We start from the raw sequence: 15,330 nt of genomic DNA on the forward strand, positions 1-15,330 counted from the left end.
GGCATCGACATCACCCACGAAGAGAAGAACCAGACCATCACCGGCGACCCGACCTACGCCACCGGCCCCAAAAGCGGCGGCGCCCGCCCCTGGGTCGAATGGAAGAACTGCACACGGACCAAGCCGATCCCGACCTGACCGGCAGGGGCACATCTTGGACAGGGCGAGGGATTGACATCACTGGCGCGTCAATCATCACGATCTGGGTGTTGGCAGTACCGCGGCGCACGATGCAAAGCTGAAACCCCGCCTCCCCGGCGATCTGGTGTGTAGCGAGAGGCAGTCTCCATGGACATCTTCAGAACGAAGAACGGTTCGGCCCAAGGCTTTCGAGCCGCTGCCGACATCGTCGCCGTCCTTGGCATCCCCTATGCCGCCCCGCCGTTCGGCGCCAACCGGTTCCGGGAACCTCTCCCGGCACCGGCGTGGACCGGAGTGCGGGACTGCACGGACTTCGGCCCAGTCGCCCCGCAGTCGGCACAACTGCCCGGCGCCCCCGCGTGGTCGCCCGACGACGAGGACATCCTCACCGTCAACGTATGGACCCCGGTCCCGGAGGGTGGCCGCCTGCCCGTCCTGGTCTGGATCCACGGAGGTGCCTACACCTTCGGTTCATCGGCCCAACCCGACTACGACGGCACCGAACTGGCCCGCGCGGGTCTGGTCGTAGTCACACTCAACTACCGGCTCGGCTTCGAAGGCTTCGGCCATGTCCTCTCCGCCGAGGCAACCGGCTACCCGGACAACCGGGGCCTGCTCGACCAGGTCGCGGCCCTGCGCTGGGTTCGTGAGAACATCGCCGCTTTCGGTGGCGATCCCGGCAACGTCACGGTCGCCGGCCAGTCTTCAGGGGCCGCTTCGGTTGCCTGCCTGATGGTGATGGATCGCGCCCGCGGCCTGTTCCGCCGTGCCATCGCCCACAGCGCCGCCAGCCCCTGCTACACGCTCGACATCGCTGCGGCCACCACCCGCGAGATCGCTGCGGCAGCGGGCTGCCCCGCCACAGCCGAGGGCCTCACATCAGCGACTCCGCAGGCCCTGGTCCTCGCCTCCGACCGAGTGGTCGACGACTACCGGCGTGACCCCGCCTCCGGATCCCGCCACTACGACCCCTCGCTCTACGCGCCCGTCCTTGACGGTGACGTCCTGCCCACCGACCCCCTCACGGGGATGGCCGCCGGTGCGACCCGGGAAGTGGACCTGCTGGTCTGCCACACCACGGAGGAGTACTGGCTGCTCGACGCCGTCGGCAGCAGCGCGAAGATCACCACCGATGCACAACTGGCCCTCTTCGCCAACGACTTCAGCCTCCCTGACGGCCTGGTCGCCGGCTATCGCGCTGCGATGCCCCACGCCCCGGTGCTCGACGTCTACCTCGCCGTCTTCGGGGATCTGCTGTTCGGCGAGTACAGCAACCGACTCGTCGAGCTTCACGCCCAAGCCGGCGGCCGGGCGTTCCTGTCGCGTTTCGATCGTCGGCGCAGTGGGCCGAACGGGGTCGTGCGGGCGTGGCACTGTGCGGACATGCCCTTCGCCTTCGGCAACCTCGACAGCGACTGCCTGGCATTTCTCATCGGCGGCACACCCACCTCCGCGGACCACGGGCTGGCACGCCGCATGGTGCGCGCGTGGGCCGATTTCGCCACCACCGGAAACCCGGGCTGGCCATCCGTCAGCAACTCCACCACCCCGGCCAAGATTTGGAGCACCGAGGACTTCCCCACCGACGGCCGGTCCGCTGCTGTCCGCGCTCTTTGGGGCAAGGCCGAGTTTCCACTCCTGTGTCCGTGAGCGGGGGAACCACCCCGGCACCAGGAATGGGCCGGAGACGTGCGGCTCCCCGCCCACCGAACAAGCCCCGCCCAAGACCGCCATGCGTCGGCCGCGTCAGTCTTGCGTCGATCGGCGCGAGACTGACGCGGCTCCGCTGAACGATCCTTCGCGCCGGCTGGCGCTGTCAGAGGCTGAAGACGCGTTCGGCTTGGTCGCGGTGGGTGGTGTGGAGTTCCCAGTAGACGGGGGAGATCGCCTCGGGCGGGGCGACGGGGGCAGCGCTTTCGATGACGGCGGCGCCGATGGATACGTCGATGCCGACATGGGCGGCCTGGACTCCGGTACCGGCCAGTTCCTTGTGGAGGTTGACCGCCCAGTTCCGCAGGGCCGCCGCGGCGGCGTTGACGTTGCCGACCTCGGGAACGGGGTCGATGGAGCCGGCACCGGTGGTGTAGAGCAGCGTGCCCGAGCCGGCCTCGCGCATGGCGGGCAGCACTGCCCTGGTGGCGGCGATCGCCCCGTACAGCTGGAATTCGATCTCGTGCTGCATGTGTGACGGATCGGTCCGGCTGGGAGTGGTCAGGGCGGTGGACCCGAACGTGCCCACCGGGGAGTACTCCAGGACATCGATCCCCCCGAAGTGTGCGGCGGCGTCCTTGAGAGCCCGGGTGAGGCCATCGCGGTCGAGGACGTCCGCGGGGAACGCCGCAGCGGTGACGCCGTCTGCGGCGAGTTGCCCGACAAGCGTGTCGAGCTTGGCACGGTTGCGCGAGATGAGGGCGATGTCGAAGCCCTGGGCGCCGAAGGTGCGGGCGATGGCCGAGCCGAGCTGAGGGCCGGCTCCGACGATGGCGATGCTGGTCACGATGATCCTTCCGTACTGCGTGAATGGTGCGTGCATGGGTGACGCGGGCGCCGCGGCGGCCGATCGGCACTCCGGCCGCCCTGGCGGACCCGTAATCGGATAGCCCCATCCGTTTACGTTACGGAAAGGGCTATCCGTTTCGCTCGGCCAGCGTAACACCGAAAACGGATAAGCCGTTCCGGTTGGTAGGGTGGCGCTCATGACCCCTGCCACGCCCCCTCCGGAGAGCGCGCCGTTGCGCAGTGACGCCGAACGCAACCGGGGGCGGATCATCGCCGCCGCGCGCACGGTGTTCGAGCGTGAGGGCCTGGGTGCCTCAATGGCCTCTGTGGCCCGCGAGGCAGGCGTGGGGATCGCCACGGTCTTCCGGCACTTCCGCATCAAGGAGGACCTGGTCGCGGCCGTGTTCGCCGACCGTATGGACGCCTACGTGGACGCCGTCAACGAGGCACTCGACGCCGCTGACCCCTGGGAAGGGTTCAGCGGGTTCATCGAGGCCATCTGTGCCATGCAGGCCGCCGACCGGGGTTTCGCCGACGTCCTGACCATGACCTTCCCCACCGCGCAGGCCATGGAGGAGCGCCGCTCGGAGGCGTATCAGGGGTTTCTGCGGCTCATCGCCCGTGCCAAGGACGACGGCCGTCTGCGTGCGGACTTCACCAGCCAGGACCTGGTCGTGCTGCTCGTCGCCAACGCCGGTGTCGTCAACTTCGCCGCTGACGCCGCCCCCGACACATGGCGCCGTTTCGTCGCCCTGATGATCCAGGCCTTCCAGGCACCCGCTCACGGTCCCCTGCCGGATCCGCCCAAGGACGACGCCCTGTACGAGGCGATGCTCCGTACCAGCGCCGCCGGACTGACGACGCCGCCACGCGGCACCTGACGACCGCGTGGCACCTGACGGCCGCGTGGCACCTGACAGCGCTCGCGGTGGCGTCACCCGGCGCGCAGGCTGGGGGCATGGACACCATCGTGCTGGGAACGGTGGAGATCACCCGTGTGGTAGAGGTGCCCGCCAAAGGCCGCCCCCGCGACTACGTCTTCCCCGATGTGCCCGTCGAGCACTGGCAGGCGCACGAGAACTGGCTCGCCCCCACCTTCCTGGACCCGGCCGCCGACGAGGTCCGCATCATGATCCAGAGCTGGCTGATCCGCGGCGAGGGCCGGACGATCCTGATCGACACCGGCATCGGTAACGACCGGGAGCGCCCGGCCATGCCGTCCTTCCACCACCTGAACACCCCCTACCTCGGGGAGCTGGCGGCGGCAGGGGTTCGCCCGCAGGACGTGGACACGGTGGTCTGCACCCATATCCACGGCGACCACGTCGGCTGGAACACCCGCCTGACGGACGACGGAGAGTGGCGGCCGACCTTCCCCAACGCCCAATACGTCATCCCGCGCGCCGACTTCGACTACTGGAACCCGGCCAACGGACACCGGACCCGCTCCGGCCCCCGGATGGCCAACGTCTTCGAGGACAGCGTCGCCCCCGTACACCGGGCCGGACAGACCGTGCTGTGGGAGGGCGACCACTACGACATCGACGCCCGACTCCGTATCGAGGCCGCCCCCGGACACACGCCCGGCTCCTCCGCGGTATGGCTGCGGTCGGGTACGGACCGCGCCGTGTTCGCCGGGGACCTGGTGCACAGCCCACTGCAGATCCCGGAGCCGGACGACTGCCCCAGCTTCGACGAGGACGAGCCCCGCGCGCGGGACAGCCGGCGCCGGGTGCTGGGAGAGGCCGCGGACCGGGGCGCCCTGCTGTTCCCCGCGCATTTCCCCGGGCCGGGCGCAGCCGAAGTGCGACGCGTCGGCGACCGGTTCGCGGTGAAGGAGTGGGCGACATGGCGGTGACGGCGCTCCGGGGCACCGGGGCACCGGGGCACCGGCATGAGGGAGCACGCCGGGTGGCCGGCCGGGGCACTCCTGGATCCCGCGCCGCCTGCGGCTGCTCGTGGACGCCTTCCCCATGACCGTCAGCGGCAGGGTCCACAAGGTCGAACTACGGGAGGCGGGCGGCGCGGGATTCACGGCCGGGTGATGAGCCGGATCAGCGGATTTCGGTGACCCGGTGCTCCTTCAGGGCGCCGCAGTTGGAGTTCTCCACCGACACGTACACGTTGTCGATGTTGCCGCCCCAGCTCACGCAGTAGCCCTTGCCGTAGACGTAGGACGGCCCCGCGTACGACGTGTATTTACCGGAGTCCCCGGCCCACTCGTCGGTGTCGGGAACGTAGATGTACGCGGACATGTTCTTGGCCGTGCCCGGGTTGGCGCGGATGGTCGCGACGCAGTTCTTGCCGTTCGCGGAGTTGTACGTCAGGTACACGGTGCCCAGCGAGCCGATGGGCATCGAGTTCACGGTCTTGTAGGCGCTGCCGCAGACGCCCTGCGGTGTGACGTTGGGTGCGGCGGAGGCGGTTGTGCTGAACGCGGTCGTAGCGCCCGCCGCCAGTGCGGTTAACGCCCCGACAGCCAGGATATTGCGCGCAATTCTCATTTTTCCCCCTTGCGTCTCGGAGAGCGGTTTGCTCCCACTTGATGTGACCCGCGAGCGGCACGGATGGTTGTGCCGGATTCGGATTCACATGGACGTTGACGCTGTGGTGGGCGGATGCGAGGACCAGCCACGAATCGCCCACCCGGAGCTCGCGTCGGCCAGCGGCCCCGTGGGCAGGGCGAAAATGTCGTTCATGCTCCGACCGTATGCAGCGCGGAGCAATTACGAGAAGAGGCCCGAGTGCATGCTTGACAACCTTGCGAAGCCCCTGACCGTCGGCCACCTCGCAGAACGCGTCCGTATGTCTCGGCGGACACTGATCCGTCGCTTCCACGAGGAGACCGGCGCTCCGCTCATGACCTGGTACCGGCGCGGCTTCAGGAACCAAGTCGTCGAGCACGGAGCCGGCCTGGGCGTCAGAGTGGGTTGAGGCGGGCCTTGAGCAGGCAGAACTCATTGCCTTCGGGGTCGCTCAGAACATGCCACTGCTCCTCCCCCGTCTGGCCGATGTCCGCCGGGCGCGCACCGAGCTTCAGCAGGCGTTCGAGCTCGGCGTCCTGATCGCGGTCGGTGGCGTTGACGTCGATGTGCAGCCGGGATTTCCCCTTCTCCGGCTCATCCCTGCGGCTGAGGAAGAGCGTCGGCTGCGCGCCACCGAACCCTTCGCGCGGCCCGATCTCCAACGAGCCGTCGTCCTCGCGACCGAGCACGACGAAGTCCAGGACCTCGCACCAGAACCGCGCCAGCGCCTCAGGGTCGCGGCAACCGAGCACGAGTTCACTGATACGACATGCCATAACGAAACCTGCTCTCAGCCTGGGAACCGCCGGGGGCCACACGCGAACCCCATGGGCTCCCCGCGGTGAAAACAACCCCGCGACCGTACCGGACGAGGCGAGCACGGGCGAAGTGATTTCCGGCCGAAGCCACTTCGGATGACAGCGTCAGATCTACCGGCGTTCTCACCGGCCCGTCCGCGCAGCGCAACGCCTCCGTCATCACGAGCTCCCAGCAGCCGCTACCGGGCACGGGTCAGTGGCCGAAGTCGAAGCCGCGCCCCGGCGTTGGCTTCAGTCCCAGATCCGCGAGCCCGATGAGCGTCGGCCCGGAGGTGCTGATGCCGGACGGGCCGCCGCGCAGGATCCGCACCGTGTCGTCGGCCCCGGTCTCGTACCACGTGCCGCCCGCCAGTTCGGCCGCGCCGTCGCCGTTCAGGTCCTGGATCGCCAGCATGGGCCCCATCGGGAGGCCCGTGCTGGTCGCGTCCTTGCCGGTCAGGCCCTTCGGTCCGCCGCGCAGCACCAGGATCACCGTCGTGGTGTCCTTGCCGGCCTCGGCCGGAGCGCTGAACGCGACGTCGGCGTAACCGTCGCCGTTCACATCGCCCGTCGTCGGCGCGTACCCGAAGCCGCAGTGGGAGGAGACCGGCTTGCCGGGCAGTCCCGCTGTCTTCTCGTTGATCGTCGTGGGCTTCAGGCTGGTGCTCTGCCCGCTCTTTCCGCCGTACGCGACCATCACCCGGCTGCCGCCCTCGGGCACGGCCACGTCGCCGATGCTCTCGCAGGTGAGGCTGACGATCACATCGTCGAAGCCGTCCTTGTTCACGTCGGAGGTGAGGGTGACCGAGCCGTACATGTCCTTGCCGCGCGCGTCCTTGAGGCGCGGGCCCTTCGTCAGTACGCCGTTGGCCGCTCCGCGGTACACGACGGTGGCGCGGGGGACCGGCATCTCGTCCGCGAACACGTGCGACCAGGTGACCACCAGATCGTCCTTGCCGTCGCCGTTCACATCGCCTACGCCGGTGGGCCGGGGGGTGTAGTACGACGACTTGTCGGGCGTGAGGTCGAGCGTCTTCGTACGAGCGGGCTTGCCCGCCCGGGTGAACGGGCCGAACCGTACCGTCGCCTCGGAGTCCGTGCTTCCGCTCGTTACGAGGTCGGCGTGGCCGTCGCCGTCGAAGTCGCCGGCGACCGGCGTGGCGCCGCTCAGCCTGGCCGCTCCGGAGAGCTTCCTCTTTCCGCCCCAGACCACGAAGACCGTATCGCTGCCGGCCTGCGTGATGAGGTCGCTGCGGCCGTCGCCGTCGAGGTCGGCCGAGAGTGCACCGCTGCCGAAGCGGCCACCGGTGCCCGCCTTGCCGAGGCCGAGGCCGTCCTGGGTGATCACCTGGTGGCGCCGGGCGTCGGGGCCGGCCGTCGAGCCGTACACCACGGCCGCGTAGCCGGCGGCGTACGTGCCGTTGACCGTGGCCGAGGTGTCGGTGATGACGAGATCCTCATTGCCGTCGCCGTCGAAGTCGGCGTGGGCCCCGGCGGTATCGGGGTCGGCCGGGGGGCGCTTCGTGGCCGTGGCGGTCTGCGTCACGCCCGGTGAGACGGTGGAGTCGGGTACGGCCCCGGGGGCCCCGCAGCCGGCTGCCGCGGTCAGCGCCAGGGCTGTGACAAGTCGTTTCCTCATGCGGAGTTGGACCGGGGCCGCCCCCGAATGGTTGTGCGCGCGTCGTCAGGCGGACCGTACGGCGGTGCCCACGCCGGTACGGCGGTGCCCACGCCGGTACGGGGCGCGGTCGTCCTGGCGTCGGCCGTTCCTGGAAGGGGCAGGGCGGACGCGGTTCCTCGTCAGGGCCCGAGTAGGGTCATCCGGTCTTGTCCTACGAGTGGAGCGGGCCGGTTTGTGACCCTGGACGTTATCGGGCAGGCGGCTGGGCTGTTCGCCGTCACCAACATCGACGACATCCTGATCTTGGCGTTGTTCTTCGCGCAGGGCGCCGGACACCGCCACTCGACCCGCAGGATCGTGCTCGGCCAGTACCTCGGTTTCGCCGCGATCCTGGCTGTGGCCGTGGCCGCCGCGTTCGGTGCCACGTTCCTGCCCGAGTCGGCCATTCCCTACCTCGGTCTGCTGCCGCTCGCCCTCGGCCTCAACGCCGCCTGGCAGGTGTGGAAGAGCCACCGCGACGGCGGGGAGACCGACGAAGCCGAGGCCAGGCAGGGCGGGCCGGGCCTTCTGGAGGTCGCCGCGGTGACCTTCGCCAACGGCGGTGACAACATCGGTGTCTACGTCCCCGTGTTCGCCACCGCGGGTGTCGGCGGGATGAGCGTCTACGCCGTGGTCTTCCTCGTCCTGGTCGCTGTCTGGTGCTTCGCGGGCAAGTTCTTCGCCACCCGCCCGGCCATCGCCAAGGTCCTCGCCCGCTGGGGCCACATCCTGCTGCCGGTGGTCCTGATCGCCATCGGCCTGCTCATCCTCATTGAAGGCGGAGCGTTCGGGCTCTGAGCCGACGCGGGCCCGGATGGTGGTCCAACGTGACGACCGCGCACCCGTCACTTCCGGCGACACGTCGCCACTCAGACATGTGGATCACGAACTCGGCGGCGCCCAGTTGCCGGCCTGGCCCCGCAGGACGCGCTCGGCCCCGCTCCCGGCAGCCATGCCACCTGAACGGCGCAACATGATGTGCCATCCACATGGGCGGAGTTCAAGCTGGCTAGTGCCCCACCGAGGCAATCCGTGAAAGGGGAGCCACATGCACATTCGACGAATCCTTGCCGCCGTCATCGCCACGGCAGCCCTCGCCGGACTCGGCCTCACAGGCGCCGCCACCGCCGCCGCCACCGCAAAGGGTGCCCCGTCCGTCGTCAGCCCTTCTGAGTGCAGGCAGGGCGGCGGCGAGCCCCGGATCGACTTGCCGGGCAACCCCTGCGTGGGCGGTAAGTACGACGGCCAGGAGGTCGACTAACCCCACAAGGCGCCCCGCGGCCACGCGCCGCGGGGCGCTCCCGCGCGCGTAGCCGGGAGAGTCGCGAGGACTGTGGCGCGGTTTACCCGGCGTCGAGCTGGTGGTCGGCCCAGACGTAGCTTTCCGGAAGCAGGGCGGTGACAGGGACGGTTCGGACGTGGTCGTCTTCGCCGACGATGACCTTGAGGGCGGGGAAGTAGTCGAGAAGGACCTGACGGCACCGGCCGCACGGGGGGACAACTCCCCGGTCGCGGTCGCCCACGGCGACGATCGTGTCCAGCTCGTAGGCGCCCTGGGCAGCTGCCGTGCCAACGAGGACCAGCTCGGCGCAGGGCCCGCCCGTGAAGTGGTAGGCGTTGACCGCCGTGACGATCCGGCCGTCCTGGGTGCGGGCCGCGGCCGCCATGGTGTGGTTGTCGCCCCGGCAGCGAGTGCGAGCGACGTGCGCCGCGGCCTCGATGAGTTCGTGGTCGACGTGGTGGATCCGCGTGGTCATCTTCTCTGCCTTCGTCAGGTGTCAGGCGACGGTGACCCAAGTGACGAGGGTGCGCAAGCGAATATCGTCGGTGCCGTCCAACGCGCGAGCCCGGTGGTCAGGCCATGCGCTGTACGGCGACCATCGCCACGTCGTCGTTGGGCCGCGCGCCGACGTGCCGCAGCAGGTCGGACCGTATGGTGTCGAGCACCTCGTCCGAGTCACGGTCGGTCCACCGGGCCACCCGGTCGGCCAGCGGGTAGAAGCACCCGGCCGCGTCGCGTGCCTCGATGACACCGTCGGTGTAGAGCAGCAGCCGGTCGCCGACGGCCAGCTCGTAGGTGTCCACGTGTTGCCGTCCCGCGCGGAGATCGCCGAGCCCCAGCGGAAGTGCGGTTTCCATCGGGTCGAGCGGGAGGACCTTGTCCTGGCGGATGAGCAGCGGCGGCGGATGGCCCCTGTTGGCTATCCGGATCACGTCCTCCCCCTCGCTGAATTCCACGATCACCGCGGTGACGAACCCCTCCAGCGCCCGGCGGCGGGTGACGGAATCCGGTACGTCGCTGGAGGTGGCCTGCGCCTCGTCGAGCTCGTCGCGCAGGCTGCGGTCGAGGAAGTCGGGCAGCTGCTCCAGCGTGGTGCCGTTCCTGGCCGCCTGCCGGAAGGCACTCAGCAGGTATCCGACCACTTCGACCGCGCCGAGCCCTTTTCCCTGCACGTCACCGACCATGACCCGGACAGAGCCCGGCGTGACGGCGGCCGCGTACACATCGCCGCCGATATTGGCCTCCTCCTCCGCCGCGATGTACACGGAGGAGATCGACAAGGGGCCGAGCCGGCGGGGAAGCGGTCGCAGCAGCAGGTTCTGCATGACCGTGGCGACCCAGCGCGACTGGGCGAGTTCGCGTTCGCGTCGTTGCCGTACCGAGGCCGTCGCGACGGACGCGACGCTGATCAGCGCCACGGTGGCGAACGAGACGGGGAAAGCCTCGGTGCCCAGGGTGTCGTTGGCCAGCGCCGCGACGGCCACACTGGGCAGCGTCAGCAGCACGACGAAGAGGACCTGCCGCGGGGGCAGGAAGGTCGCCGAGAGTGCGGGCACCGCCACCATCAGTCCGCCGATCCGGATATCCGGACTCGTCAGCAGGTCGAAGCCGAGCAACCCGGCCAGGCACACGAGCGCCACCGCCAACTTCACGGACGGCCGGCGCAAGCGACGCGACATGGCTGACCCAGTCGTGCCCATGACCCCAAACTACGTCGCGGCAGGCCGCGCCGCCTCCCACCGCGTTCCCTTCTCCGCGGTGCCCGTCCGTGCCGTCACCGGCGGCCTGATCCCTTGAACGGGGAGCGTGTCGCCACGATCACCGCGCGTGTCACGCTGACATCGCCCGGCCACCGCCGTCGGCATCCTCCGCGCAGGCTGTGGCCAGGTCGTCCAGCGACAGGTCCAGCGCGCGGGCCAGGGCCACCACGGTGAAGAAGGCCGGGGGCGGGGCCCATGACTGTGATACTAATACCGGTATAAGTATTGGGTAGCTCGGCTTGCAAGGAGTCACGACACATGGTGGAGATCAAGACCGACACGGCACTGGAGACGATGCGTGAAGCCGGACGCGTCGTGGCCCAGGCCCTTGAGGCCGCCCGCCAATCGGCAGCCGTGGGGGTCCGCCTGCGCGAGCTCGACGAAGCCGCCCGCACCGTCCTGACCAAGGCCGGGGCACGCTCTCCGTTCCTGGGCTACCAGCCCTCCTTCGCCCCCTCCCCCTTCCCAGCGGTCATCTGCGCCTCCGTCAACGACGCCGTCTCGCACGGCATCCCCGACGACTACCGCCTGCGCGACGGCGACCTGGTCAGCATCGACTGCGGAGCCGAACTCGACGGCTGGACCGGCGACGCCGCGATCAGCTTCACCGTCGGCACCCCCCGTCCCGCCGACCTGGAACTCATCGCCGCCACCCAGCAGGCACTGGACGCCGGCATCGCCGCCGCCACCGTCGGCCACCGCATCGGAGACATCTCCCACGCCATCAACACCGTCGCCCGCACCGCCGCCTGCGGCATGCCGACCGACTTCGGCGGCCACGGCATCGGCCGCCAGATGCACGAAGACCCTCACGTCCCCAACCACGGACGACCCGGCCGCGGCTTCCCCCTGCGCCATGGCCTGACCCTCGCCCTCGAACCCATGCTCATGGCCGGAGGACGCAACGAGTACCGCACCGACCCCGACGGATGGACCCTGCGCACGATCGACGGCAGCCGCGCCGCCCACATCGAGCACACCATCGCCATCACCGAGGACGGCCCCCGCATCCTCACCCTGCTCTGACCTCGGTCCAGGACCTGCTTACGGTCGCGGTACGGTCCTGCCATGTTCCGATCAGCCGATAGCGGCCCCGCCCGGCCCCGCGTCACCGCCGATGACCTCGACCGTGCCGTGCAGCTCGCTGTGACACGCCTTCGCGAGGCGCCCCCAGGCGCGTGGAACGGTAACGCCGGTTCCCTGGAATGGGATTGCTGGGAGACCGTCGAGCACCTCAGCGACGACCTCTTCGCCTACGCCGCGCAACTGGGTCCCCGGACGCCGCCCTTGGATGGCGAGGTGCCCTTTGTGTGGACGAGCCGACGGCCCGGCGGCCCGGCGAACGTGGTGCATGCGGACCGTGAGGCGGGGCCCTCCGGGTTGTTGCGGGTCCTGGAGGCCAGCGGCGCGCTGCTGGTCGCCATGGTGCGTACAACGTCTCCGGCGACCCGCGCCCACCACGTGTTCGGCATCTCGGACCCCGAGGGCTTCGCCGCGATGGGGATCGTGGAGACCCTGGTGCACACGAACGACCTGGCGCAAGGGCTCGGGCTCTCGTGGAACCCGCCTGCCGGCCTGTGCTCGCGGGTGCTCGCCCGGCTGTTCCCGGACGCCCCGGGAGACACGGATCCCTGGTCCACACTGTTGTGGGCCACCGGGCGCGGCGAGCTGCCCGGGCGCCCTCGTCCGACCTCATGGCGCTGGGACGGTACACCCCGGGCATAGGCTTCAAGTGTCTACGTCCCCCGGGACGGAATCCGGTGCGGCTCTCGGCGAGCGGCTCGCGGAGAGCCGCACCGGCCCATGAGGACCTTCGTCTACCGCCCGCGCCGGACGGACCGGTGATCCTCCCGGTGGTCCGGGCGGTGCCCCGCCCCCGGCTTCTGGTCCGTGGCGGTCACGGTCCACCGGTCGAAGTCGTAGACGACGGATTCGCCGTCGACCGAGGCTTCGAACCTGGAGCCCAGTTTGTCCTGTTGCAGCCACGGGGTGTCGAACAGCTTGTACGAGTCGTAGTCGACGGGCGTGCCGTTCACGAGGTGGGTGGCGGCGGGCGCGTCCGACGCCGAGTCGAAGGTGATGTCGAGGTCGTCCCCGCTCAGGCTGTGATAGACGAGCCGCGGATTCGCGTCCTCCAGGTGGCTCACGTCCACGCGGGTGGTGCCGGTGACGGCTTTCACGAACGCGTCGAAGTCGGCGTACGCGGAGGCGTCCGCCGACTCCAGCACCCAGCCGTTGTTGTCGGCCTGGCTGCGCAGAATGTCGTAGCTGTAACTGAGGCTCGCGGTCGGGTGGTTCTGGGCCGTCGTCTTCACCTTGTTCGCCGGGTCGTTCGGTGTCTGGTGGTACCAGGTCGCGGGCTTCGCCAGCTTGTAGGCGAAGTACATCGACCCCGTGTTGGCGATCGTCCACCCGTCGACGTCACGCCGTTCCCGGATCGAACCGTTCGTGGGGAACAGCGCGTTGATGTAGTTCGACGTCTGGTCGCCGGACGACTTGTACACACCCACGGCCGTGGGACCGTTCTGCATCACCCGGTGGTTGGCGGGCTGGTTGTAGGCACCGATCGAGGCGTTCCCCTGGTCGACCGACAGCCGGAACAGCGGATTGGCCGCGTCGGACCGCCAGCGGAGCACGACCGGCAGATCCTCGATCCAGTTGTCGACCCGGCGGTACTGCACCTCGGTGCCGAGGCCCCAGGTGGGGCGCGCGTAGGTCGTGCGGTAGATGTCCATCGCGCGCCCGCTGGAGTTCTGCAGGTTCGCCTTGCGCGAGGAGTAGGACTTGTCGGTCTTCTGGCCGATCTTCACAGCGAGTCCGGGCGGCGCGTACCTCATGCCGGGCCAGGCGGTGAGACCGGCGTACTCCAGGTAGGGACGGTACGCCGCGGACGCCGGGTTGTCCGACTCGCCGACTCCCTGCTGCGCGCGATGGGCGCCGAAGTACGTCCAGGCGAGCGTCGAGTGGTCCGCGGGCCGCCACGTCGGATCGTTGACCGAGGCCACGTCGCCCTTGGCCCGGCTCTCCGACGAGATCATGTAGCCGTCGATCCAGTCGTTCGCCCACTCGAACCACATCACGTCCATGGCCATCTTCACCCGGCCGCGGAGTTGGGCGTCGTCGGCCCACTGGTAGAGGGCGTTGAGGCAGAAGTACGTCATGATGGTGTACTCGGGGCTCTGGTACTCCGCCCATCCACGCCGCACTCCCGCTTCCACCATCTCAAGGATGTTGGCCTTGTTGGCGGCCTTCAGCTCCGCCCCGGAATTGCCGTTCAGGTCGGCGAGGTCGGGGAAGTACTGGCCGACGAGGTATCCCGTGGCGTAGTTGCTCATCCGCAGGTTCTCGGTCTGCGCGAGTTTCTGGTAGGCGTACGAGCCGAAGTAGCCGCGCACATGGGCGAGTATGGCCGCGTCGAACTTCTCGCCGGCCATGAGGTACGCGTACATCTTCGCCATGGTCTTGTACTGCTCGTAGTCGTAGCTCTGGAAGAGCGTGTCGAGCTTGGCGAGGTTCGTCGCCACGTTCTCGCCGTCCGCCAACTGAGCGGTGTACTGGGCCACGTTGAGGGCGCCGCTCTCCTCCTTCATGGCCTTGGTCTTGTCCCACAGCCACTGCGCCCGGGTCTTCTGGGTGCCGGGGTACGGGGCGGGTGACTCGGGCACGTAGGGTCCGGTCGAGGTGGTGAGGGGCGCGCTCGACGCGCTGACATTGCCGCTCGCGTCCCTCGCCCGCACCGTGAAGGTGTACTGCGTGTCGGGCATCAGACCGCCGACGAGCGCAGAGGTGGTGGTCCCGGTGACGGACGCGGTCCGGTAGCCGTCGCGGAAGACGTCGTATCCGGTCACACCGACATGGTCGGCCGACGCGGTCCAGCCGAGCGAAACGCTCCCGGCGGAGGCGGCCGTGCGGCTGAGCGAGGCCGGCGCGGTCGGCGGCTCCGTGTCGGTGATGGGGTCGCCCGCCTCGTAGATGCCCAGGTTGTCCACGGTGATCGCCTCGTCGGTGCCGCCGGTGTCGGCCCGGACCGAGAATCCGAGTTCGACCGTGGAGATCAGCCGCTGCCCGCCGTTGGGCACGATCAGGAAGCGGTACTGCGGGAGGTCGGTGTCGTCGACCGGCGTCAGGCCGCCGGAGGTGTCGGTATAGGCGGAGGCGGTCGTGACGCTCACCGCCGGAACGGGAAACCTCGGCACGAGATCGTTGTCGAAGTTGCCGAACTGGAGTTGCGCGTAGATGTCCTTGGCGACCGGCTTGTCGCTGGCGGCGCTGCGCTTGAGGTCGTAGCGCAGGGCGAACTGCTGGGCCGGGCTGCCGACCGGTTGGCGGTAGACCGCGTTGATGCGGTCCTTCAACGCGCCGGCGGACCACCGCTGGTAGAAGTAGCTGGAGAGGTTGGTTCCCTGGGACGCGTCGCGCAGTTCGAGCGCGTTGTCGCCGCCGACGCTCACGATCCGCTGGGTGCCTCCCGACGCCGGGTTCGACTGGGTCAGCGAGCTGGCGCCGCTGTCGAATCCGGTGTCCATGTCGGCGGCGAGGAGGTTGGTGGGCGGGGGGTCGGCTGCCTGGGCGACGGTGGACGGTGCGGCGAGGAGCACCGTGACGCACAGGCACGCCCATGCTCGCGTCAGGATGTTCATGAGTCATCCATTCGTTGATGCGGTGT

15 protein-coding genes are annotated in these 15,330 nt (G+C 69.3%); 8 read left to right on the forward strand and 7 right to left on the reverse strand.

The features are described 5' to 3' along the window. The first annotated feature begins 288 nt into the window (after positions 1-288). A complete protein-coding gene (locus ACFRKB_RS20865) occupies positions 289-1,791 on the forward strand; it encodes a carboxylesterase/lipase family protein (protein ID WP_383107649.1) in 1,503 nt (500 codons plus the stop codon). Between the two features lie 166 nt (positions 1,792-1,957). Here ACFRKB_RS20865 and ACFRKB_RS20870 read toward each other — a convergent pair whose 3' ends face one another. Continuing rightward, positions 1,958-2,638: an SDR family NAD(P)-dependent oxidoreductase gene (locus tag ACFRKB_RS20870; protein WP_383107650.1), complete on the reverse strand. Its 681-nt coding sequence runs from the start codon at positions 2,636-2,638 to the stop codon at positions 1,958-1,960. 199 nt (positions 2,639-2,837) lie between these two features. Here ACFRKB_RS20870 and ACFRKB_RS20875 point away from each other — a divergent pair, with 199 nt between their 5' ends. Next, complete coding sequence (locus ACFRKB_RS20875) at positions 2,838-3,521, forward strand: TetR/AcrR family transcriptional regulator (protein WP_383107652.1); 684 nt, start codon at positions 2,838-2,840, stop codon at positions 3,519-3,521. 77 nt (positions 3,522-3,598) lie between these two features. Then, complete coding sequence (locus ACFRKB_RS20880) at positions 3,599-4,498, forward strand: MBL fold metallo-hydrolase (RefSeq protein ID WP_383107653.1); 900 nt, start codon at positions 3,599-3,601, stop codon at positions 4,496-4,498. 196 nt (positions 4,499-4,694) lie between these two features. On the opposite strand, the gene ACFRKB_RS20885 is transcribed toward ACFRKB_RS20880, so the two are convergent. Next, positions 4,695-5,144, reverse strand: a complete 450-nt coding sequence (locus ACFRKB_RS20885; RefSeq protein ID WP_383107655.1) for a spore-associated protein — start codon at positions 5,142-5,144, stop codon at positions 4,695-4,697. 88 nt (positions 5,145-5,232) lie between these two features. Between ACFRKB_RS20885 and ACFRKB_RS20890 the strand changes: the two genes are divergently transcribed. Continuing rightward, positions 5,233-5,574, forward strand: a complete 342-nt coding sequence (locus ACFRKB_RS20890) for a hypothetical protein (protein WP_383107656.1) — start codon at positions 5,233-5,235, stop codon at positions 5,572-5,574. On the opposite strand, the gene ACFRKB_RS20895 is transcribed toward ACFRKB_RS20890, so the two are convergent. Both ACFRKB_RS20895 and ACFRKB_RS20900 read right to left on the reverse strand, forming a co-directional pair. After that, positions 5,561-5,941 carry a VOC family protein gene (locus ACFRKB_RS20895; RefSeq protein ID WP_365977570.1) on the reverse strand — a complete coding sequence of 127 codons (381 nt, stop codon included), beginning with the start codon at positions 5,939-5,941 and terminating at the stop codon, positions 5,561-5,563. The two genes, ACFRKB_RS20890 and ACFRKB_RS20895, sit on opposite strands and share 14 nt — an antisense overlap. 235 nt (positions 5,942-6,176) lie before the next feature. After that, the gene (locus tag ACFRKB_RS20900) at positions 6,177-7,601 is read right to left on the reverse strand and encodes an FG-GAP and VCBS repeat-containing protein (RefSeq protein ID WP_383107658.1); all 1,425 of its coding nucleotides are present in this window, start codon (positions 7,599-7,601) and stop codon (positions 6,177-6,179) included. Positions 7,602-7,817: 216 nt separating this feature from the next. Between ACFRKB_RS20900 and ACFRKB_RS20905 the strand changes: the two genes are divergently transcribed. Together ACFRKB_RS20905 and ACFRKB_RS20910 are read left to right on the forward strand one after the other, a co-directional pair. Next, positions 7,818-8,420: a cadmium resistance transporter gene (locus tag ACFRKB_RS20905; protein WP_383107659.1), complete on the forward strand. Its 603-nt coding sequence runs from the start codon at positions 7,818-7,820 to the stop codon at positions 8,418-8,420. 250 nt (positions 8,421-8,670) lie between these two features. Beyond that, on the forward strand, positions 8,671-8,883 hold the full coding sequence (locus ACFRKB_RS20910) for a hypothetical protein (RefSeq protein ID WP_383107660.1): 213 nt from the start codon (positions 8,671-8,673) through the stop codon (positions 8,881-8,883). 82 nt (positions 8,884-8,965) lie between these two features. Here ACFRKB_RS20910 and ACFRKB_RS20915 read toward each other — a convergent pair whose 3' ends face one another. Both ACFRKB_RS20915 and ACFRKB_RS20920 read right to left on the reverse strand, forming a co-directional pair. Then, positions 8,966-9,379: a cytidine deaminase family protein gene (locus ACFRKB_RS20915; RefSeq protein ID WP_383107662.1), complete on the reverse strand. Its 414-nt coding sequence runs from the start codon at positions 9,377-9,379 to the stop codon at positions 8,966-8,968. 97 nt (positions 9,380-9,476) lie between these two features. Further along, positions 9,477-10,544 (reverse strand): PP2C family protein-serine/threonine phosphatase, encoded by a 1,068-nt coding sequence (locus tag ACFRKB_RS20920; protein ID WP_383107663.1) that lies wholly within the window; start codon positions 10,542-10,544, stop codon positions 9,477-9,479. A 378-nt stretch (positions 10,545-10,922) separates the two neighbouring features. On the opposite strand from ACFRKB_RS20920, the gene map reads away from it, so the two are divergent. Together map and ACFRKB_RS20930 are read left to right on the forward strand one after the other, a co-directional pair. Continuing rightward, positions 10,923-11,690: a type I methionyl aminopeptidase gene (map, locus tag ACFRKB_RS20925; protein ID WP_383107664.1), complete on the forward strand. Its 768-nt coding sequence runs from the start codon at positions 10,923-10,925 to the stop codon at positions 11,688-11,690. Positions 11,691-11,732: 42 nt separating this feature from the next. Continuing rightward, entirely contained in the window at positions 11,733-12,389 is a 657-nt protein-coding gene (locus tag ACFRKB_RS20930) for a hypothetical protein (protein WP_383107666.1), read from the forward strand. Positions 12,390-12,481: 92 nt separating this feature from the next. On the opposite strand, the gene ACFRKB_RS20935 is transcribed toward ACFRKB_RS20930, so the two are convergent. After that, the gene (locus ACFRKB_RS20935) at positions 12,482-15,304 is read right to left on the reverse strand and encodes a fibronectin type III domain-containing protein (RefSeq protein WP_383107668.1); all 2,823 of its coding nucleotides are present in this window, start codon (positions 15,302-15,304) and stop codon (positions 12,482-12,484) included. Positions 15,305-15,330: the final 26 nt, after the last annotated feature.

This window comes from Streptomyces scopuliridis, assembly GCF_042790125.1.
In the GTDB taxonomy this organism is placed as follows: Bacteria; Actinomycetota; Actinomycetes; order Streptomycetales; family Streptomycetaceae; genus Streptomyces; species Streptomyces scopuliridis_A.